The sequence below is a fragment of the Microbispora bryophytorum genome (assembly GCF_043197435.1).
Lineage (GTDB): Bacteria > Actinomycetota > Actinomycetes > Streptosporangiales > Streptosporangiaceae > Microbispora > Microbispora bryophytorum.
Genome location: NZ_JBICTF010000003.1, coordinates 540,731 through 559,416 on the forward strand (window position 1 = coordinate 540,731; position 18,686 = coordinate 559,416).

The window sequence follows — 18,686 nt, forward strand, 5'->3', positions numbered from 1 at the left end:
TCGTAGCTCCTCAGTACATGAGCGTCGGCGTGAGCCGCGCGTCGTCGGGGCGGGCGGGAGCGGCGCCGGTGGGCGCGCTCTCGATCGGCGGCAGCTCCGGGCCCGCCTTGACGTGCCGCACCAGCAGCACGCCCTCGGCCACCGCCAGCACGCCGTACAGGACCGTGAAGACCGCGAGGGTGATCGCGACCTCGCCGAGCGAGACGCCGGGCGACACGCTGGCGGCCGTCATGAGCTCGCCCTGGACGGTCCACGGCTGGCGGCCGATCTCGCTGAGCAGCCACCCCGAGATGATCGCGACGGCGGGCAGCGGGAGCGCCAGCACGCACAGGCGGGCGAACCAGCCGGGCACCGGCTTCGCCGTGCCGCCGCGCCGTCGCCGGGTCAGCCACAGGCCGAGCACGGACAGGCCGACCGTGGCCATGCCGAAGCCGATCATCACGCGGAACGACCAGAAGACGACCGGCAGGTTCGGGATGTAGTCGGCCGGCCCGAAGGCCTTCTCGTACCGCGCCTGGATGTCGTCGACGCCCTGGACCGTCGCGCCGGGGTCGTGCGCGGCGAGCAGGCTGAGCAGGCCGGGCACCTCGACGCCGGGCGCGATCGAGAACGGCGCCCCGGCGGTGTCGTGGCGCAGGCCCTCCGCCGCGGCGAGCTTCATCGGCTGCTGCTCGCGCAGCAACTGGCCGGACAGGTCCCCGCTGCCGGCGACGACGGCCCCCGCGATCGCCGTCATGACGAGCGCGGCGCGCAGGCTGGTCCGCCACATGTCCGGAAGGCGGCGCATCGGCACGGTCGCGTCCTGGGCGGCCGGGGCGTTCCGGCGGCCGGGCAGCACGGCGAGGCCGCGCTCGCGCAGGATGCGGTAGCCCGCGACGGCGATGACGAACCCGCCCGCCACGACGAACGAGGCGGCGACGACGTGCGGCACCTGGGCGAGGGCCGTCGAGTTGGTCAGCACCGCCCACAGGTCGGTCATCCTGGCCCTGCCGTCCACGACCTCGTAGCCGACCGGGTGCTTCATCCAGGCGTTGGCCGCGAGGATGAAGTACGCCGACAGGTTGGAGCCGATGACGGCGGCCCACAGGCAGGCGAGATGGATCCGCCTGGGCAGCCGGTCCCAGCCGAAGATCCACAGGCCGAGGAACGTCGACTCCAGGAAGAACGCGAGCAGCGCCTCCAGTGCCAGCGGCGCGCCGAACACGTCGCCGACGAAGGTCGAGTACTCGCTCCAGTTCATCCCGAACTGGAACTCCTGGACGATGCCGGTGACCACGCCCATGGCGAAGTTGATCAGGAAGAGCTTGCCGAAGAACTTCGTGAGCCTGAGGTAGTGCTCCTTGCCCGTCAGGTGCCAGGCGGTCTGCAGTCCGGCGACGTAGACGCCCAGCCCGATCGTCAGGGGTACGAAGAGAAAGTGGTAGACGGTGGTCACCCCGAACTGCCACCGTGCCAGGTCAAGCGCGTCCATGTCTCCCTCACCCGGAGCTCTACAGCTCGTAGTTCTATAACCAGTAGTACTACACGCTGTAGAGCATCGGCGCTCCGCGAGGTGCGATCTTCGTCACAGCCGGGCGGGTGCGCCGCCCGGACCCCGGTTCGCGGTGCCGGATCCCGTTGCCTGCAGTACCGACGGTTGCGGTCGGACCGTCCCGGCCACCGGGGACGGGGGCTCCGTCCCGCCGGGAGCGCCTCCGGGGGAGGCACGGGATCAAGACTGGACGAACGATGACAAGTGCCGCGTCCGCCGTGCGGCTGATTCGCTCGTACGCCGCGCGGTTGACGGCGCGACGGCGTGGCTCGGTAGCCGGCCGCGCCACCGGGCATGTGAACTCTGCACGACCACGGCGCCGTGCCGGGGCAGATCTTGCCGTTCTCGCCGTACGGGTGATTCCCTAGGGTGCTCGGCATCGGAGGTGGCTCATGAAGGTCTCAGGCAGCGCGCTGGTCGCGGCGGAGCGCAAGCGGGTCTGGGACGCCCTCCAGGACCCTGCCGTCCTGGTCCGGACGATCCCCGGCTGCGAGCGCCTGGAGACGATCGGCGAGAACGTGTACGCGATGACGGTGACCGCGGGGGTCGCCTCGATCAAGGGCGTCTACCAGGGCGAGGTGGCGCTGCGCGAGCAGGAGGAGCCGGACCGGTTCACGCTCGGCGCGCGCGGCCAGGGCGCCCCCGGCACGGTGGAGGCGACCGTGGCCGTACGGCTCGGCGACGCCGGAGGCGGCACCCGGATCGACTACGACGCCGAGGCCGTCGTCGGCGGCATGATCGGCGGCGTGGGGCAGCGCATGCTCGCCTCGGTCGCCAAGAAGACCGCGGGGGAGTTCTTCTCCGCCGTCGAGCGGCACCTGCTGTCCGTCCCCGCCGGAACCGTGGAGACCGTCGTCGCCGAGATCGCGCCGGTGGCGGCCGGTGAGCGTGCGGCGGTGGCGGGTGTGACCGGGGAGGCGGCCGTGACCGGGGAGCCGCGGGTGTTCACGCGGCAGGTCCCGGCCCCGCCCCGCCCCGGCGTGCCGGCCTGGACGATGCTCGCGGCGTTCGGCGCCGGCGCGGGGGTCGCGCTTGGCAGCGCGGTCATCGGCTGGCTCCTCGGCCGACAGGGCCGCCGCAGGTAGGTCACGCCAGGTGGGCCGCCGCGCCGACGGGCGTGTCCCAGTCGATGCGGTAGCGCTGCTCGGGGCCCACGGTCTTGTCCGGATTCATGAATGTCTTCAGCATCAGCGGCATGAGCAGCGGTATCAGCTTCTGGACGACCGGACCCGGCGTCTTGGTACTGTTGATCTTGTAGGTGCGTGCCGCCACCTTCTCCACCCGGGTGCGGCGGAGCCGCTCGTACGTGGCGAACGCCCGCGGCACGTCCTCGATGTCCCGCAGGCAGCGGGCGAGCTCGACGGCGCTCTCGATGGAGAGCGACGCGCCCTGTCCCGAGCTGTTCGACGGCGCGTGGACGGCGTCGCCGACCAGGACCATCCGGTCCCGATACCAGTGCGGGACGCTGGGCATGATGTAGAGGGCCCCCGTCACCTGCATCGACGTCATAGGGGTGTGCCGGAGCAGGTCACCGCCGGGCACGTCCTCGCCGTACGTCTCCAACAGGATGCGCGTCCACTCCTCGCGCGGCACCTCGCGGGCCTGCGTGAGGGACAGGGGCCGGTGGTAGGGCAGGTTGACGCCCCAGGTGCTGCCGCCCGCGGCGTTGCGCCAGTAGAGGTAGTAGCCGCGCCTGCCGAAGGCGAAGACGATCGTCTCCGGGTCTTCGGGCACGTCGTACGACGACACGCCTTCCACGCCGAGCATCCCGGTCCACTTCGGGCCGGGCGCGTCCGGATCGATGAGCCGCCGAACGGTGGAGTGGATGCCGTCGGCGCCGACCAGGACGTCGAACCGGGCCCGGCTGCCGTCGGCGAAGACCGCCGTGGTGCCCTCCACCCCGGTGAGCCGTCTGCCGTACTCGACGTTGACGCCCTGCTTCACGGCCTCGTCGTGCAGCGCCCGGTAGAGGTCGGCGCGCCGGACCGCGTGCAGCGGTCCGACCTGGGACAGGCTGGGCAGCTCCAGGCGCGTGCGATTGGCGAGCGTCATCACCGAGCGCGTGCTGGGCTGCGCGGCCGCCCGCACCGCGCCGGCCACACCGACGATTTCCAGTGCCGCCATGCCGTTGGGTGCGAGGACGAGCGATCCGCCGACGCCCTCGGCGCTGGTCGGGTACGCCTCGTAGATGGTGGCGTCGATGCCCGCCTTGCGCAGCGCCAGCGCGGTGACCGGGCCGGCGATGCCGCCGCCGATGATCGCGACGTTCTTCATTTCTCCTCCTGTCGATTGACGTGCTCGCCGAACCGCCATGGGAGGAGACCCGTTATTCTCGATTCGCTGCATCTTCGGGCCACCACATGCCGGTTCGAAGGTCTTCCTGGTGGCGGTGTTGCAGCACCGCCACCAGGGCTAAATGTCAGTGATGTGGTCTTCCGCGAGTTTCTTCATCTCGGCCGGCAGTTCGCCGGTCTCGTGGAAGGTCCGCCATTCCGGCAGGTCGGGGAACGTGCCCGCCGTCAGCTCGCCCAGCAGGGCGCCGATCCAGTCCTCTTCCGCCTTGAGTATCGCCAGGTCGTACTCCACCTCGATGAGGAACAGACGCGGCACCCGCGCGCTGTCACGTTCGTAGAGCTCCTCCAGCCTGGCGATCCCCTTCCTGATCGCCGCGAGCCGCTCGGTGAGCAGCGCGGCCACGTCGTCCGGGGGGAGCACCGTCATGACCGACAGGCCGGCGCGAAACCAGGGGAACTCCGTGTGGGGAACGCTGAGCAGCTCCCGGGTCCAGTCGACCAACTCCTCCCGGCCCGCCTCGGTGATCTGGTAGACGGTCCGCTCCGGGCGGCGTCCCTGGCGACCGCTCTCCAGCTCCTGGATCAGCCCATGCTTGGCCAGGTTGCCGACGACTGTGTAGAGAGACCCCCACTTGATCCCCATGTCGTGCTCTTTGTTCCAGCCGCGCATCGCCGCCGCCATCTCGTACGGATGCATCGGCCGATGCGCGAGCGTGGAGAGCACCGCCAACGCCAGCAGATTCGCCACCTTGCGCCGCTTCGCCATCCACGATCACCCTCTTCCTCACTCACTCGTCTACGAATATACGGATGCGAGTCGGAACCTGGCAAGACCACGGACGCCGCCGGTGCCGGGGAATCGGCCGTCGGCGCCGCTGGTTGGGATATGTCGTGAAAATCGAGATCTTCTCCGATGTCGTATGTCCCTGGTGCTACATCGGTCACCACCGTCTCCGGGAGGCCGTGCGCCTCTACGAGGGGGACGTCGAGGTCGCCCATCGCCCGTTCCAGCTCGACCCGGACGGGGTCTCCGGCGGTGAGCCGTTGCTGCGCGCGCTGGAGCGCAAGTTCGGCGGCGCCGCCCAGGTGGCGCAGATGACCGGTCACGTCACGGGAGTGGCCGCGCAGGACGGGCTGGAGCTCCGCTTCGACCGGGCGGTCGCCGCCAACACGTTCGAGGCGCATCGGCTGATCGGGCTGGCCGGCCGCGCGGGGCGCGACGGGGACATGGCCGACCGGCTCTTCCGGGCGCACTTCACCGAGGGCCTCGACGTCGGCGACCCCGCCGCGCTGGCCGCCCTGGCCGCCGAGACGGGAGTCGAGGACACGGGTGAGGGAGCGGACGAGGTGCGCGCGGAACTGGCCCGCGCCCGTGCGCTCGGCGTCCGCGCCGTCCCGCTGTTCCTGTTCGAGGAGAAGTACGCCGTCTCGGGCGCGCAGCCCGTCGAGACGCTCGTGGCCGCCCTGCGGGAGGTCGAGGCGCGTACGGCCGAGGAGAGGGCCGTGGGCGTGCCCGCCGCTGAGGACTGCGACGACGGCACCTGCGCGGTGTAGGTGACCAGTCCGGGCAGGGTCTGACGACAGGACGTCGATTCTTCGGCAGAGTGCGCCGGTTCTTCCGATCGGCGGCGATCGGTAAACACGGAGCATGTCCAGCGTCCGCATCGGGGTCGACACAGGCGGCACCTTCACCGACGTCGTGCTTCTCGACGAGGAGTCCGGCCGGATCGTCACGACCAAGACTCCCTCGACTCCTGCCAACCCGGCCGAGGGGTTCATGGCAGGCGTTCACAAGGTGCTCGAGGCCCACGCGGGGTCCCGCGCCCTCGACGCCGTGTCCGCCCTCGTCCACGGCACCACCGTCGCCACCAACCAGTTGCTGGAGGACCGCCCGGACGGCACGTCTCACCTGGGCTTCGTCACCACGGAGGGCTTCGGGTCCGTCCTGGAGATCGCCCGGCAGAGCGTGCCGGACGGGTACGGCAACTCCTACTTCTGGGTCAAGCCGCCGCGGATCGTGCCCGTCCACCGGGTGCGGACCGTCGGCGGACGGCTCGACCACCTCGGCCGTGAGGTCCGGCCGTTCGACGAGGAGCAGGCCGCGGACGTCGCGCGGTGGTTCAGGGAGCGGGGCGTCACCGCGATCGGGGTGTGCTTCCTGCACTCCTACGCCAACCCCGGGCACGAACGGCGGATGCGCGAGGTGCTGGAGCGCGAGCACCCCGAGGCCGTCGTGTCGCTGTCGAGCGACGTGCTGCGCGAGTACCGGGAGTACGAGCGATCGGTGACCACGCTGGTGGACGCGGCGGTCAAACCGATCATGCGGCGGTACATCGAGAACCTGTCGGAGCGGCTCGGACGGCCGTTCTCCGTCATGAAGAGCAACGGCGGCGTGCTGTCGGCGGCCGAGGTGGTGCACCAGCCGATCACGACCGTGCTGTCCGGCCCGGCCGCGGGGGCGCTCGGCGCGGCGCTGATCGCGGGGACCGCCGGGCATCCGAGCGCCATCACCCTCGACGGCGGCGGCACCTCGACCGACGTGGCCGTCGTGGTGAACGGAGAGCCGTCGCTGACGACCGAGGGCGGCATCGGCCGCTACCCGTGCAAGATCCCGATGATCGACATCGTCACGGTCGGGGCGGGCGGCGGATCCATCGCCTGGATCTCCCCCGAGGGGACGCTGAAGGCCGGTCCGAGGTCGGCGGGCGCGGACCCCGGGCCGATCTGCTACGGCAGGGGCGGCACCGAGGTGACGGTGACCGACGCGCACGTCTTCCTCGGGCGGGTGCCCCCGCATCTGCTCGGCGGCGAGATCTCCCTCGACGTCGCCGCCGCGCGGGCGGGCGTCGAGGCGCTGGCGAACCGTCTGGGGCTGAGCCCGGAACGCTGCGCCACCGGGATCCTGGAGATCAGCGCGTTCAACCAGTCGAACGCGATCAGGCAGATCACGGTCCAGCGCGGCCTCGACGTGCGGGACTTCCCGATGGTCGCCTTCGGCGGATCCGGGCCGCTGCTGGCCTGCCGCCTCATCGACATCCTCGGGCTGGCGGCCGTGATCGTCCCGCCGGATCCCGGGAACGTCTCCGCGTTCGGCCTGCTCACGGTCGACGTGAAGAACGACTACGTGCGCACGCACGTCGCCCGCGATCCCTCCCCTGAGACGGTCGGCGAGATCCTCGCCGACCTGGAGGCACAGGCGGCGGACGCGCTCGACCGCGAGGGATTCGCCGAGCACGTGTACGCGCGCAGCGCCGACCTGCGCTACTACGGCCAGGCGTACGAGGTGCGGGTGCCGGCCCCCGACGGCCCGGTGGACGAGGCGTGGCTCGCCGTGATCGCCGAGCGGTTCCACGCCGAGCACGAGAGGCTCTACGGGTACGGCTACCGCGACGACCCCCGCCATGTCGTCGAGTGGGTCAACCTCCGGGTGTCCGGCATCGGCCCGATCACCCGGCCGAAGATCGCGCGCAGGCCCCGCCAGGAGCACGAGCCGAGCCCGGTCGCGACCCGCGACGTGTACTACGAGCAGTGGGGCCGCACCGTCATCTACCGCCGTGCCGACCTCGGCGCGGGAGCCGTGGTGCGCGGCCCGGCAGTGATCGAGGAGTACGGCTCGACCCTGCCGGTGCACCCCGGGTTCACGGTGACCATGGACGACTACGGCAACCTCGTGGTGGTGAGCGATGACCGATAGGAACGTCGACCCCGTGCTCGTGGAGATCGTGGAGGGCACGCTCGCCTCGGTGGAGATGGAGGTGGAGACCGCGATCGCCCGCACCGCCCGGTCGCCGATGATCCGCGACGCCCACGACTTCCGCGCGGGCATCCACGACGCGCGGTTGCGCAAGCTGACCGGGCGCTCCTATTCGGCGCTGGTGCAGCCGATCGTCCGCGACTTCCCGATCGGCGCCATGCGGCCCGGCGACGTCTTCTTCCACAACGACGTCTACCTCTCCGAGGGCGGCATCGGCCACCTGCCCGACCTGTGCGTGACGGTGCCGGTCTTCCACGGGGGCGACGTCGTCGCGTTCGTCCAGGCGTTCGGCCACCACGACGACATCGGCGGCGCGGTGCCGGGATCGATGCCGTCGCACGCGCGCAGCGCGTTCGAGGAGGGCCTGATGGTCCCGCCCATCAAGCTGTGGGACCAGGGAGTGCCCAACCGCGCCGCGCTCACCATCATGACGCGCAACTCCCGGATGCCCGACTCCCTGGCCGGGGACCTCGACGCTGAGTGCTCGGCCTGCCTCATGGGGGCCCGGCGGCTCGGCGAGCTGTTCGACCGGTACGGCCGGGAGGCGGTCGAGGCGTGCTTCGACGCGATCGTCGGCAAGACGACCGAGACGTTCCGCCGCGAACTGCTCGCGAAGATCCCCGAGGGTGTGCACATCTGGGAGGACTACGCCGAACACGACGGCGTGGACGAGCCGCGCCTGCACGCCCAGCGGATCACGCTCACCGTCGACCACGCGGCGGACACCCCGCTGACCATCGACTTCACCGGCACCTCGCCCCAGGCCAAGGGACCGATCAACCACGCCGGCGACTACGCCGACGGCGTCTTCCTGAAGAAGTGGCTGGCGCCGATCCTGCGCAACCTCGCCGACACCCCCGAGCGGATGGCCGAGCTCGACGTCAACGAGGGCGTCGTGCCGCTGATCAAGATGGTCTTCCCGGAGAAGGGCACCCTGCTGACGCCGATCTTCCCCGCGCCCACCAACGCCCGTACGTTCGTGATCCTGCGCCTGCTCGGCGTCCTGGCCGGCGTGCTGGCCAAGGCGACCGGCGGCCGGATGCCGGCCGATCAGGAGACCATCCGCTACACCGGCGTGTACGGCGAGTCGGACGACGGGCCCTACCTCATGCGCGAGGTGCTCGGCGGCGGCTCGGGCGGGCGCTGGTACGCCGACGGGGAGGACACCATCCACGTGGTGCCCGACAGCCGCAACATCCCGGTGGAGTTCGCCGAGGCGCGCTGGCCGTTCCGGGTCGAGCGGCTGGGCCTGGCCGTGGACAGCGGCGGGCCGGGGGAGTTCCGCGGCGGCCTCGGCTACGACAAGCACATCCGCATGCTGCGGGACGCCTCCTTCATGTCGATCGCCGATCGCTCGATCCTGTCGTGCTGGGGCGTCAACGGCGGCCGGGCGGGCCGTCCCTTCCAGGTCACCGTGGACGGCGTGGAGATGGAGGGCCTGGTCGACGACTTTCCCGTACGCGCCGGGCAGGTCATCCGCATCCGCACGACCGGCGGAGGCGGCTGGGGCTCGCCGTACGACCGGCCCGCGGAGAGGGTGGCCGCCGACGTCCGCGACGGGAAGGTGTCGATCGAGGGCGCGCGCGAGGACTACGGCGTCGTGCTGTCCGCCTTACGCGAGGCCGGAGCCGTCGACGAGGTCGTCGTGGACGCGGAGGCGACCGAGCGCCTGCGGGAGCGGCTGCGCGAGACGCGTCCCGCCGCCTTCTTCGACCGCGGCCCCGGTTACCCCAAACTCTCCGGCGGCCTCCCGCACGCGGAGGTCGACACCCTCTAACGCGCGCCGCCGGGGGCGCGCGAGCCGGCCGGACGTGCGCCGGGGGGCGGGCCGGGGAGTGCCTTTCTTTGTCTCAGCCGCTCACGGCGGCGGAACGGGAGACCTTCGCGGGTGTGGTGCGCAGTTCCGCCTCGAGTTCCGCGATCACGTGGTGGACGGCGCTCCTCAGCCGTGCCCGGCGGCGTGTACCTGATCCCACGTGTCGCCCCCAGGTCACGTACCGGCACCGCACGTCCTCCTCGGTTTTCACCGTACCGCCCTGCCTGCTCCCGGCACCGGTGATTGGCGGCGGTGTCCGTGGGTAGCCGTCCAGTGACGGCATAAATGGGATGGTGAGTCATAAATGGCATCTATCGTGCAGCGCATCCGGGACTACCTGCAGAGCCCCAAGGGCCGAGAGAACGTGGAGAAGGTCAAGACCAAGGCGCGTGATCCGCACAACCAGCAGCGGCTGCGGCGGCTGATGGACCAGTGGCGCGGCCATCGCACGCATCGCTGACACAGCCCCGGGCAGGGGCGGCGGCCCGGGAACCCCGGGCCGTACGGGCGGTAGACCGCCGGGGGCGCGGACCGGGGCTGTCGTGACGGCGGGGTGACCTGGCAGGCTTGCCGGTGGAGACCGACGGACGTTCTCCTCACCGACCTCCGTGGAGGCTGGCCGTGCAGGGACCTCTCAGCGGCATCGTCGTCCTCGATCTGTCCCGGGCCCTCGCCGGGCCGCACTGCGCGCAGATGCTCGGCGACCTGGGCGCCCACGTGATCAAGGTGGAGCACCCGGCGGGGGACGAGTCGCGCGGATGGGGCCCGCCCTTCGTCGGCCCGGATCATGACATTTCCACGTACTTCCTCGCGGCCAACCGCAACAAGCGGTCGATCGCGGTGGACATGAAGTCCGAAGAGGGCCGCGACCTGATCGAGCGGCTCGTACGGCAGAGCGACGTGCTGGTGGAGAACTTCCGCACCGGCGTGCTCGACCGCCTCGGGTTCTCCACCGAGCGCCTGCAGGCGCTCAATCCCCGGCTGGTGATCCTGTCCATCACCGGGTTCGGCCACGACGGTCCCGAGGGCGGCCGGCCGGGCTACGACCAGATCGCCCAGGGGGAGGCCGGGCTGATGTCGCTGACCGGGCCGTCGCCCGACGAGCCGTACCGTGTCGGAGCCTCGATCGCCGACCTGCTCGCGGGCATCCACGGCGCCTACGGCGTGGTCGCGGCGCTGTACGAGCGCGAGCGCACCGGCCGCGGGACGGTCGTCAGGACGTCGCTGCTGGCGTCGGTCGTGGGTGTGCACTCCTACCACGGCACCGCCTGGACCGTCGGCGGCGCGGTGCCGAAGGCGGGCGGCAACCACCACGCCTCCATCGCCCCGTACGGCGCCTTCCGCTGCGCCGACGGCATGATCCAGATCGCGGTGGCCAGCGACGGGCAGTGGCGCAAGGTCGCCCCGCTACTGGACATCGATCCAGAAATATCGAAATATGCGACAAACAGGGAGAGGTTCGCTCACCGGGAAGAGCTGATCGCCGAGATGGAGAAGGCGCTGGCGGTGCACGACCGCGAGCACTGGCTCGCGGCGCTGCGGGAGATCGGCGTGCCCGCGGGCGCGATCCGGTCGATCGACGAGGTCTACGCCTGGGACCAGGTGCGGTCGCAGGGCCTGATCGTCACCGTCGACCATCCGGTCCTGGGCGAGATCGAGCTGCCCGGCCCACCGCTGCGGTTCGACGGCCGAGCCTCGGACGACGGGCACGTCGCGCCTCCCGGCCTGGGCCAGGACGAGGACGCCGTGCTCGACTGGCTGGCCGAGCGGGAGCGGCGCTCGCCATGAACGAAGGCGGCACGGGCCGGCCGGACGCGCGGGAGCTGATCGCGCGGGTACTCGATCCGCACTCGTGGAAGTCGTGGGACGAGCCTCCGCGGGACCGGGCCGCCCCCGGGTCGGACTACGCCGCCGAACTCGCCCGCGTCCGGGCCAGGACGGGATACGACGAGTCGGTCGTGACCGGTGAGGGCACGCTCGACGGACGCCGGGTGGCCGTCGCCGCCTGCGAGTTCTCCTTTCTGGCTGGCTCGATCGGGGTGGCGGCCGCCGAGCGGCTCGTCCGGGCCGTCGAACGGGCCACCGCCGAGCGCCTGCCGCTGCTCGCCGCCCCCGCCAGCGGGGGCACCCGCATGCAGGAGGGCGCGCTGGCCTTCACCCAGATAATCAAGATCACCGCGGCGGTCGCCGCCCACCGCGCCGCCGGCTTGCCGTACGTCGTCTATCTGCGCCATCCCACGACGGGCGGGGTGCTCGCGTCGTGGGGCTCGCTCGGGCATGTGACGGCCGCCGAGCCGGGCGCGCTCATCGGCTTCCTCGGGCCTCGGGTGTTCGAGTCGCTGCACGGCTACCCGTTCCCCCAGGGAGTCCAGGTCGCGGAGAACCTGCACGCCCTCGGGCTGGTCGACGCCGTGGTCTCGGCCGGGGACGCGCGGGAGGTCGCCGTCCGGGCGCTGACCGTGCTCTGCGCCCCGCGCGCGGGGCTGGATCCCGGCCCGGAACCCGAGGAGGCGGACGAACCGGTACCGGCGTGGGAGGCCGTCACCCGCTCGCGCCGCGACGACCGCCCCGGCGTGCGCGAGCTGCTCAGATACGGCGCGCGGGACGTGACCCCGCTGCGCGGCACCGGCACGGGGGAGCGCGACCCCGGCCTCCTGCTGGCGCTGGCCAGATTCGGCGCCGCGCCCGCCGTCGTCCTCGGTCAGGACCGGCGGCGGCAGCGGGCGGGCAGCCCGCTCGGCCCTGCAGGGCTGCGGGTGGCCAGGCGCGGCATGCGCCTGGCGGGCGAACTGCGCCTGCCGCTGGTCACGGTCGTCGACACCAGTGGGGGGGAGCTGTCGAAGGCGGCCGAGGAGGGCGGCCTGGCCGCCGAGATCGCCCGCTGCCTGGCCGACCTCGTCATGCTCGACGCGCCGACCGTGTGCCTGCTGCTGGGGGAGGGCGCCGGCGGCACCGCGCTGGCCCTGCTCCCGGCCGACCGGGTCGTCTGCGCGCAGCACGCCTGGCTGTCGCCGCTCCCGCCGGAGGGCGCGTCGGCGTTGCTGTACCGGACCGTCGACTTCGCCCCGGAGATCGCCGCCGCACAGGGCGTACGCGCCGCCGACCTGCGCCGGGACGGCATCGTGGACAGAATCGTGCCGGAACGGCCGGACGCGGCGTACGAGCCGGAGGAGTTCTGCCGCAGGGTCGGCCGCACGCTCGGACACGAGATCGCGGGGCTGCTGGACCGCCCGGAGGGGGAGCGGACGGCGGCCCGCTTCGCCCGCTACCGGTCGCTCGGCTCCTGAACCGGCCGCCTCATCACACCCGCCCACGTGCCCCGGCGTCGGTCGCCGGGCTCCCGAGAACCCGCCTCGGCCCGGGTCCCTCAGGGGCCCTCGTGACCGTCCGCCCGGTCAGCGGTGAGCGGCACAGAAACGCGCTCCACCCGGATCGCGTGGACCTCGTCGCGGGGCACGACCACCTCGTACGCGCCGTGGTCCACCAGCCAGTAGCCGAGCGCCTCGGCCTTCAGGCCGTTGTGGCCGGTGTAGGCGATGTGCAGGCCGCCCTCCCCGCCGTCGCCGCCGTCGTCCTCGTCCAGCACGAGGCACGGCTCGCCGCCGAACGCCCCGACCGTGCGCAGCAGGGTCAGCCGCTCCAGCGCGGCCCGGCCCACCCGCAGCCGCCAGTAGCCGCCCGCGGCGGTGAACCCCTCCTGCGGCGTCTCGCTGAACAGCACCACGTCGTCGCCGCCCGGCCCGACCGCGGCGGCGTAGTCCCGGTCGCGGTAGCGGGCGACGAATCCCAGGCCGACCGGCTCGATCTCGCTCATCGCGCGGGCCGCCAGGTCAGGCCGTCGTACCCGGCGAAGGGACGCTCTCCGGCCGGGGCGAGGTGGACGATCTCCGCACCCGCGGGGATCGGCATGGGCATCGTGTGGAACTGCGGCACCACCTGCTCGCGCGAGGCGGTGAACCCGTTCCCAGTGAAGGGGGGTGCATCGCTCCAATCACCGCCCATGTGCGGGCCGTACGGGACGACGTAGGTGTCGATGTCCCGCGCGTCCCAGCGCATGATGTACAGCTCGGGCACGTCCGGCGTCAGCTCCGATCCGTCGAAGCACAGGTCGAGGGCCTCGACAAGCGCGGCTGGGGTGGTGAGGCGGTCGCAGTCCTGCACGCGGTACACGTAGCCGGAGATGATCGTGCGACGGCCCGACAGGTACGGCACGAGCAGCCGCGGCGGAACCACCTTCTGCATCCGCGTCCTGCGTCCCGGCTCGCTCATGGGGCCAAGTTTACGATCTGTGGACTCCGAGCCGGCGGTGTTCGAGCGAGGGGAGGGTGGCGCGCGCGGTCTCGGTCCACGCCGTGTCGATCTCCGCGATCAGCACGCCGGGGCCCGTGCCCAGGTCATGCCGGGCGACACCCATCGGATCGACGAGCATGCTGCGGCCCACACCGAACCCGTCCGGTATGGCGGGATTAGGCGCTTGACCGACCGCGATGGTCCAGGTGGTGTTCTCGATCGCCCTGGCCCTGACGAGGGTCGTCCAGTGCTCCTCCTTCAGGGGCCCCGAGCCCCAGGCGGCGATCACCGCGAACGTGTCCGCGCCCTGGTCGACCAGCGCGCGGGCCAGCTCGGGGAAGCGGACGTCGTAGCAGGTGATCAGGCCGATCCTGAGCCCGGCCAGCTCGACGACCGCCGGCGCGTCCCCCGGCGCGACCAGCTTCGACTCCTTCGCGCCGAAGGAGTCGAACAGGTGGATCTTCCGGTAGGCCGCGGCGAGCGAGCCGTCCTCCCGCAGGGCGACGGCCGTGTTCCAGACCCTGCCGTCCGCGGCGGGCTCGAAGACGCCGGCGATGACGGCCGTGCCGTGCTCGCGCGCGGCCTCGGCCAGGCCGGTGACGAACGGGCCGTCCAGCGGCTGGGCCGTCTCGACGACCCCCGGGCCGAACCGGGTGAGCGTCGCCTCGGGGAAGACGGCGAGGTCCGCCTCCGGCGCCCGCGCGAGGGCTTCACGCACGGTCGAGAGGTTGGTCTCCGGGTCGTGGTCGACGGGGATCTGGCACAGCGCTACGCGGGTCACGGATCACAGTCTGCCCGGTCGCCGCCACGCTCCACCAGGTGCCCCGGGAGGTGCCCCACCATGTGAGGGCGCGCCACACCCACTCCAGCGGGCCGTGCCGGTGGCGGGCGAGCCACCATCTGCAGAAGACCGCCTGCGCGGCGACGGTGACGACGGCGAGCACCACGACGGCGGCCCCCGTGTCGTCGGCCTTCAGGAGCGGCATCACCACCACGATCACGGTCGTGCCCGTCACGTAGTTGGTCAGCGTCATCCGGCCCAGCGCCTCGAACATCGCCGTATGGCGGGCGACCAGCAGGAACGCCGTCGCGTACGCCACCGCGCCGCACAGCGCCGCCGCCTGGTAGACCCCGCCGCCGGGCGGCGCGTGGTTCCACCACCAGGTCAGCCCGGCCGCGAGCAGGGCCGCCGCCCCGCACACCACGCCGAGCAACGGCCCGCCGCCCAGGCCGTCAGCCCCGCCGAGGCGCCCGGCCCCCCGCTTCCCTTCCGCATCCGGGGCGGCGGCAAGGCCGAGCAGGAACAGCGCGGTGATCAGCACGTACGGATGGGGGTCGAACACGGCGGCGACCAGGACGCCGCAGCCCACCAGCAGCACGGCAGCCCGGGGCAGGAGGCTCGCCGGAAGCAGGACGACCACCCCCAGCAGCGCGTACGGCAGCAGCACCTCGCCGGGATCGATCAGGATGTGCGCCGCGCCCAGCGCCGCGAGCACGGCCAGCCGCCGCAGCATGACGAGCCGCGGACGCCGCGTGCGCAGCCGCGCGGAGCGCAGGAACAGCGCGAAGGACAACCCGAACAGGAACGCGAACATCGGGTAGAAGCGGCTCTGGAACAGGTTCTCCATCACCCAGTCCAGCGAGGTCGGCCCCTGCCGCACCCTCTGCTGCCAGGCGTTGACCAGCATGATCCCGCACACGGCGAACCCGCGCAGCGCGTCGACCCGCCGGATCCTGCCTGTCGCCACGCTTACCCGTCCCTTCGTGAACCGGGCGGCCAGAGCACCAGCACCCGCATCTCCCGCCTGCGGGCGTGCGAGACGACGTCGGCCGTGCCGCCGAACCCGCGGGCCGGCAGCCCGTCCCAGACGGCGAACAGCTCGTCCGCCCGCTCCAGCATGAAGACCGAGGCGGCCATGAACGCCACCGGCTCCGGCCGTTCGAACGGCATCCTGTGCACGTGCCGCGCGAGCGACACCAGGTCGTCGTATCCGGCTCGCGCCGCCCGCGTCAGGCTCTCCCGATACCCGGCGGCGGGCACGACCACATCCAGGTCGCCGCCGGCGCGCAGCACCTCCCGGGCGAAAAGCTGGTCGGCCCCCTCGGCCAGACAGGACAGCCCCACCAGCGGCCGGTCCCGCCCGGCGAGCACGGCACGCAGGGCACGCCGGACCCGGTCGGACGTGTCGCGGGGCAGGCCCCGGTGGCCGGTGAACGCGATCGTGGTCATCCCCCTCACTCGTTCAGCCGACCCGTACGATCTGGAAACCGGCGGTGGCCAGGATACGCGGCAGGTTCCGTACGGTGTCGCGGTCCTTCTCCTTCGCCGCGTCCGAGATGTTGTCCCAGCTGTCCAGGTCGGGGTGTCTCCTGTTCTCGTCGTCGCGGACCGGGCCGCGGGTCCATCCGTCGGCGACCAGGTCCCGCAGCCACCGTTCGTGCTCCATCATCGCAAGCTGCTCGATCTCGTAGTCCTTGAAGGCGAAATGCAGCTCGGGCTCCACGCGGGGAGCGAGGGCGCTGCCGATGCTCGTCAGCTTGCGGCCGATGTCCTCGGCCTGCCGCCGGTTCGCCGCCCGGAGGTGCGACGGCAGGCTCTCCCAGGGCACCAGCGACGGATTGGTCGCCCGGACGTGGCGGCGTGCCGTGTTCTCCGCGACGTAGCTGTCGTGGATCGCCCGGGCGAGCGTCTCCACCAGGTCCTCCCCGATGAGCTGGGGATCGCCGGCCTCCTCGTTGACCGCGAAGACCCGCAGGGCGCCGGACAGCCCCTCCAGCAGGTGGACGTCCTCGAAGGCCCGGCTGAAGGTGCCGGCCTCCTCGACCCGCACCACGAGCGACCCCGGCCCGCAGCTCCACAGGCGCAGCGAGGTGAGCGCGGTCTTGAGCGCGAGGTCCTGGTCGCCGTGGCACACGAACACTCGCTGCGGCGGCTCGGAGGGCAGCAGCTCTCCCAGCGCCAGGTCGCCGGGCGGCGCGTCGTGCGTGGTCAGCGCGCACACCTCGGTCACGAACTCGAATCTGCGGCACACGGCCTCGACGGTCCGCGTGGCCTCTGCGTCGATGATCGTCACGGGCAGCGGGTACGGCGCGGGGACCAGCCGCCGCCTGCGCGCCATCTCGACCAGCAGGCTGCGGCCGAAGGCGTCGAGCCCGATGACGACGACCGGCTGCTCGTTCACGATCGGGTGGCGGTCCAGGAGCACCCGGGCGGCGAGCTCGTCCAGGTTGAAGAAGTCGAGGCGGAGCCGGGGCCTGCCGGAAAGGCTCAGCCGGCGTGCCCGCAGGGCGGCGCACAGGTCGGGATCGGTGATCAGGGCGTACGCCGACAGCGGCCGCCTGCCGCCGGCTCTGGCCACGCCGTGCGCCGCCAGGGCGATCGCCGTGTTGGCCGAGCTGTCCGGCTCGCAGGCGTACAGGACGGAGGCCCGCTGGATCCCGGCGCCCCGGAGGGTGGCGGGGCTGCGCGCGTCGCCCCTGACGTAGAGCACCTTGCGGTCACCCGTGGTGGCCACCGGAGCCGAGCCGATCACCACGATCCGCGTGCTCGTCGCGCGCAGCCGTTCCACCAGGGCCAGGGCCGCCGACCCCGTGCCGCACACGACCACGTGCTCCTTCGACCTGCGCGCCCGGAACCGCCGCAGCTCGGCGGCGAACAGCAGGCGGGCTCCGTCGACCAGGGTGTAGATCGTCACGCCGGGCGCGGCGAAACGGGCGAACTCCAGCAGGGCCGGCAGCGGTTTCGGCTCGTCGAGCGGCGCGGAGTCGAACACGAACAGTTGCAGGTCCCAGTAGAGGAGGTCGAGGGGAGCCGATGGCAGATTCAGCGTTTTCGCATACGTGTGGAGGCCTATATATCCGGTCACCAATGCGACCACCGCCAGGCCCGCGAATACCGCACGCACCACATAGCTCGCGGGAAAGGCCATAAATCCTCTTCCTTCGCCGGGTGGCACATGCCTTTATCGAAAATAACCCGTCAAAAGGGAGCGCTCCAGGGTCCGCTTGTTGAAAGGTGTTGCCGTTCCGAGGCCGCCGGGCTCTTTCGCGTCACACCGGTTCGATGGATGCTGGGCCTGAGATCCATCGGCGATCGACACGGAGGGCCCGGCGTTGACGGACGGGGTGTGGTCGGCGGATCGCGAGCGGCGCCTCGCGGTCGCGCAGCGGGGAAAGATCCACGGAGGCAGACCGGTGTTCCTGCTCCACGGGACGCCCGGCAGCCGGATCGGCCCCCTTCCACGTGAAGGTCTGCTCTATCGGCTCGGTGTGCGGCTGATCACCTACGACCGCCCGGGGTACGGCGGCTCCGACCGGCACGAGGGCCGCAGTGTGGGGGACGTCGCCGCGGATGTGGCCGCCATCGCGGACCACCTCGGCCTGGACCGCTTCGCGGTGGTGGGCCGCTCCGGCGGCGGGCCGCACGCGCTCGCCTGCGCCGCCCTGATCCCCCACCGGGTGACCCGGGCCGCCGTGCTCGTCGGTCTCGCCCCCCGGGAGGCGGAGGGCCTCGACTGGTTCGACGGCATGACCGAGGGAAACGTCGTGGAGTACATGACCGCCATTCAGGGGCGGGCGCGGCTCGCGGCGCGGCTCGGCCCGACCGCCGCCGAGATCCGCGAGGACCCCGTACGGCTCGTGAACGACCTCTACGACGAACTGCCGGAGCCGGACAGGATCGTGATCGCGGACGCCGGCATCCGGACGATGCTGGTGCAGAACTACGCGGAGGCCGTGCGGACCTCCGCGTACGGCTGGATCGACGACGCCATGGCCTTCTGCTCACCGTGGGGGTTCGACCCCGCCGACATCAGGGTGCCCACTCTCCTGTGGCACGGCGAGGACGACGTGTTCTCCCCGGTCAGCCACTCCCGCTGGCTGGGCAGGCGGATACCCACCGCCACGGTGCGGATCCAGCGGGGCGCGGCGCACTTCCACGCCCTGCACGTGCTGCCCGACCTGCTGGGCTGGCTCGCCAGGGATGGCCGGGCGGCCTGACCG

Annotated in this window: 17 protein-coding genes; 8 read left to right on the forward strand and 9 right to left on the reverse strand. The window is 72.0% G+C overall.

Annotated features, from left to right (window positions below):
- Window positions 1–10: 10 nt before the first annotated feature.
- Complete coding sequence (locus ACGFIB_RS11795) at window positions 11–1,471, reverse strand: cytochrome ubiquinol oxidase subunit I (protein ID WP_393370863.1); 1,461 nt, start codon at window positions 1,469–1,471, stop codon at window positions 11–13.
- Between the two features lie 452 nt (window positions 1,472–1,923).
- On the opposite strand from ACGFIB_RS11795, the gene ACGFIB_RS11800 reads away from it, so the two are divergent.
- Window positions 1,924–2,616 (forward strand): SRPBCC family protein, encoded by a 693-nt coding sequence (locus ACGFIB_RS11800; protein ID WP_393370866.1) that lies wholly within the window; start codon window positions 1,924–1,926, stop codon window positions 2,614–2,616.
- 1 nt (window position 2,617) lies between these two features.
- Here the strand turns inward: ACGFIB_RS11800 and ACGFIB_RS11805 are convergent, their stop codons facing one another.
- Both ACGFIB_RS11805 and ACGFIB_RS11810 read right to left on the reverse strand, forming a co-directional pair.
- Complete coding sequence (locus ACGFIB_RS11805; RefSeq protein ID WP_357242723.1) at window positions 2,618–3,805, reverse strand: FAD-dependent monooxygenase; 1,188 nt, start codon at window positions 3,803–3,805, stop codon at window positions 2,618–2,620.
- Between the two features lie 138 nt (window positions 3,806–3,943).
- Window positions 3,944–4,591: a PadR family transcriptional regulator gene (locus tag ACGFIB_RS11810; RefSeq protein WP_357242726.1), complete on the reverse strand. Its 648-nt coding sequence runs from the start codon at window positions 4,589–4,591 to the stop codon at window positions 3,944–3,946.
- 125 nt (window positions 4,592–4,716) lie between these two features.
- Between ACGFIB_RS11810 and ACGFIB_RS11815 the strand changes: the two genes are divergently transcribed.
- The 6 genes from ACGFIB_RS11815 (at window position 4,717) to ACGFIB_RS11840 (ending at window position 12,682) form a co-directional block, all read left to right on the forward strand.
- Complete coding sequence (locus ACGFIB_RS11815; RefSeq protein WP_393370871.1) at window positions 4,717–5,379, forward strand: DsbA family oxidoreductase; 663 nt, start codon at window positions 4,717–4,719, stop codon at window positions 5,377–5,379.
- 94 nt (window positions 5,380–5,473) lie between these two features.
- On the forward strand, window positions 5,474–7,519 hold the full coding sequence (locus ACGFIB_RS11820; RefSeq protein WP_393370874.1) for a hydantoinase/oxoprolinase family protein: 2,046 nt from the start codon (window positions 5,474–5,476) through the stop codon (window positions 7,517–7,519).
- Entirely contained in the window at window positions 7,509–9,356 is a 1,848-nt protein-coding gene (locus tag ACGFIB_RS11825; protein WP_393370877.1) for a hydantoinase B/oxoprolinase family protein, read from the forward strand. The genes ACGFIB_RS11820 and ACGFIB_RS11825 overlap by 11 nt, the downstream gene beginning before the upstream one ends.
- Before the next feature lie 343 nt (window positions 9,357–9,699).
- The gene (locus ACGFIB_RS11830) at window positions 9,700–9,855 is read left to right on the forward strand and encodes a hypothetical protein (RefSeq protein ID WP_393370880.1); all 156 of its coding nucleotides are present in this window, start codon (window positions 9,700–9,702) and stop codon (window positions 9,853–9,855) included.
- A gap of 161 nt (window positions 9,856–10,016) precedes the next feature.
- Window positions 10,017–11,183 carry a CaiB/BaiF CoA transferase family protein gene (locus tag ACGFIB_RS11835; RefSeq protein WP_357242738.1) on the forward strand — a complete coding sequence of 389 codons (1,167 nt, stop codon included), beginning with the start codon at window positions 10,017–10,019 and terminating at the stop codon, window positions 11,181–11,183.
- Window positions 11,180–12,682 (forward strand): carboxyl transferase domain-containing protein, encoded by a 1,503-nt coding sequence (locus ACGFIB_RS11840; RefSeq protein ID WP_393370884.1) that lies wholly within the window; start codon window positions 11,180–11,182, stop codon window positions 12,680–12,682. The genes ACGFIB_RS11835 and ACGFIB_RS11840 overlap by 4 nt, the downstream gene beginning before the upstream one ends.
- Window positions 12,683–12,762: 80 nt before the next feature.
- On the opposite strand, the gene ACGFIB_RS11845 is transcribed toward ACGFIB_RS11840, so the two are convergent.
- Genes ACGFIB_RS11845 through ACGFIB_RS11870 form a run of 6 tightly spaced genes read right to left on the reverse strand, consistent with a single transcriptional unit; the run spans window position 12,763 to window position 17,614 of the window.
- The gene (locus tag ACGFIB_RS11845; RefSeq protein WP_393370888.1) at window positions 12,763–13,209 is read right to left on the reverse strand and encodes a hypothetical protein; all 447 of its coding nucleotides are present in this window, start codon (window positions 13,207–13,209) and stop codon (window positions 12,763–12,765) included.
- On the reverse strand, window positions 13,206–13,664 hold the full coding sequence (locus tag ACGFIB_RS11850; protein ID WP_223867626.1) for a hypothetical protein: 459 nt from the start codon (window positions 13,662–13,664) through the stop codon (window positions 13,206–13,208). The genes ACGFIB_RS11845 and ACGFIB_RS11850 overlap by 4 nt, the downstream gene beginning before the upstream one ends.
- A gap of 10 nt (window positions 13,665–13,674) precedes the next feature.
- Window positions 13,675–14,466 (reverse strand): carbon-nitrogen hydrolase family protein, encoded by a 792-nt coding sequence (locus tag ACGFIB_RS11855; protein WP_142570045.1) that lies wholly within the window; start codon window positions 14,464–14,466, stop codon window positions 13,675–13,677.
- On the reverse strand, window positions 14,396–15,433 hold the full coding sequence (locus ACGFIB_RS11860) for a DUF418 domain-containing protein (RefSeq protein WP_393370893.1): 1,038 nt from the start codon (window positions 15,431–15,433) through the stop codon (window positions 14,396–14,398). Before ACGFIB_RS11860 ends, ACGFIB_RS11855 begins: the two co-directional genes overlap by 71 nt.
- Before the next feature lie 2 nt (window positions 15,434–15,435).
- Window positions 15,436–15,915 (reverse strand): hypothetical protein, encoded by a 480-nt coding sequence (locus ACGFIB_RS11865; protein ID WP_393370897.1) that lies wholly within the window; start codon window positions 15,913–15,915, stop codon window positions 15,436–15,438.
- A gap of 13 nt (window positions 15,916–15,928) precedes the next feature.
- Window positions 15,929–17,614, reverse strand: coding sequence for a RyR domain-containing protein (locus ACGFIB_RS11870; protein WP_357256780.1), 1,686 nt, complete (start codon window positions 17,612–17,614; stop codon window positions 15,929–15,931).
- A gap of 184 nt (window positions 17,615–17,798) precedes the next feature.
- On the opposite strand from ACGFIB_RS11870, the gene ACGFIB_RS11875 reads away from it, so the two are divergent.
- Window positions 17,799–18,683, forward strand: coding sequence for an alpha/beta fold hydrolase (locus ACGFIB_RS11875; RefSeq protein ID WP_191052298.1), 885 nt, complete (start codon window positions 17,799–17,801; stop codon window positions 18,681–18,683).
- Window positions 18,684–18,686 lie beyond the last annotated feature (3 nt).

Excerpts from the sequence above, each read along its gene's own strand:
- ACGFIB_RS11795 (WP_393370863.1), bottom strand. The coding sequence starts at position 1,471 with ATGGACGCGCTTGACCTGGCACGGTGGCAGTTCGGGGTGACCACCGTC.
- ACGFIB_RS11800 (WP_393370866.1), top strand. The coding sequence starts at position 1,924 with ATGAAGGTCTCAGGCAGCGCGCTGGTCGCGGCGGAGCGCAAGCGGGTC.
- ACGFIB_RS11805 (WP_357242723.1), bottom strand. The coding sequence starts at position 3,805 with ATGAAGAACGTCGCGATCATCGGCGGCGGCATCGCCGGCCCGGTCACC.
- ACGFIB_RS11810 (WP_357242726.1), bottom strand. The coding sequence starts at position 4,591 with ATGGCGAAGCGGCGCAAGGTGGCGAATCTGCTGGCGTTGGCGGTGCTC.
- ACGFIB_RS11820 (WP_393370874.1), top strand. The coding sequence starts at position 5,474 with ATGTCCAGCGTCCGCATCGGGGTCGACACAGGCGGCACCTTCACCGAC.
- ACGFIB_RS11825 (WP_393370877.1), top strand. The coding sequence starts at position 7,509 with ATGACCGATAGGAACGTCGACCCCGTGCTCGTGGAGATCGTGGAGGGC.
- ACGFIB_RS11830 (WP_393370880.1), top strand. The coding sequence starts at position 9,700 with ATGGCATCTATCGTGCAGCGCATCCGGGACTACCTGCAGAGCCCCAAG.
- ACGFIB_RS11840 (WP_393370884.1), top strand. The coding sequence starts at position 11,180 with ATGAACGAAGGCGGCACGGGCCGGCCGGACGCGCGGGAGCTGATCGCG.
- ACGFIB_RS11845 (WP_393370888.1), bottom strand. The coding sequence starts at position 13,209 with ATGAGCGAGATCGAGCCGGTCGGCCTGGGATTCGTCGCCCGCTACCGC.
- ACGFIB_RS11850 (WP_223867626.1), bottom strand. The coding sequence starts at position 13,664 with ATGAGCGAGCCGGGACGCAGGACGCGGATGCAGAAGGTGGTTCCGCCG.
- ACGFIB_RS11865 (WP_393370897.1), bottom strand. The coding sequence starts at position 15,915 with ATGACCACGATCGCGTTCACCGGCCACCGGGGCCTGCCCCGCGACACG.
- ACGFIB_RS11870 (WP_357256780.1), bottom strand. The coding sequence starts at position 17,614 with ATGGCCTTTCCCGCGAGCTATGTGGTGCGTGCGGTATTCGCGGGCCTG.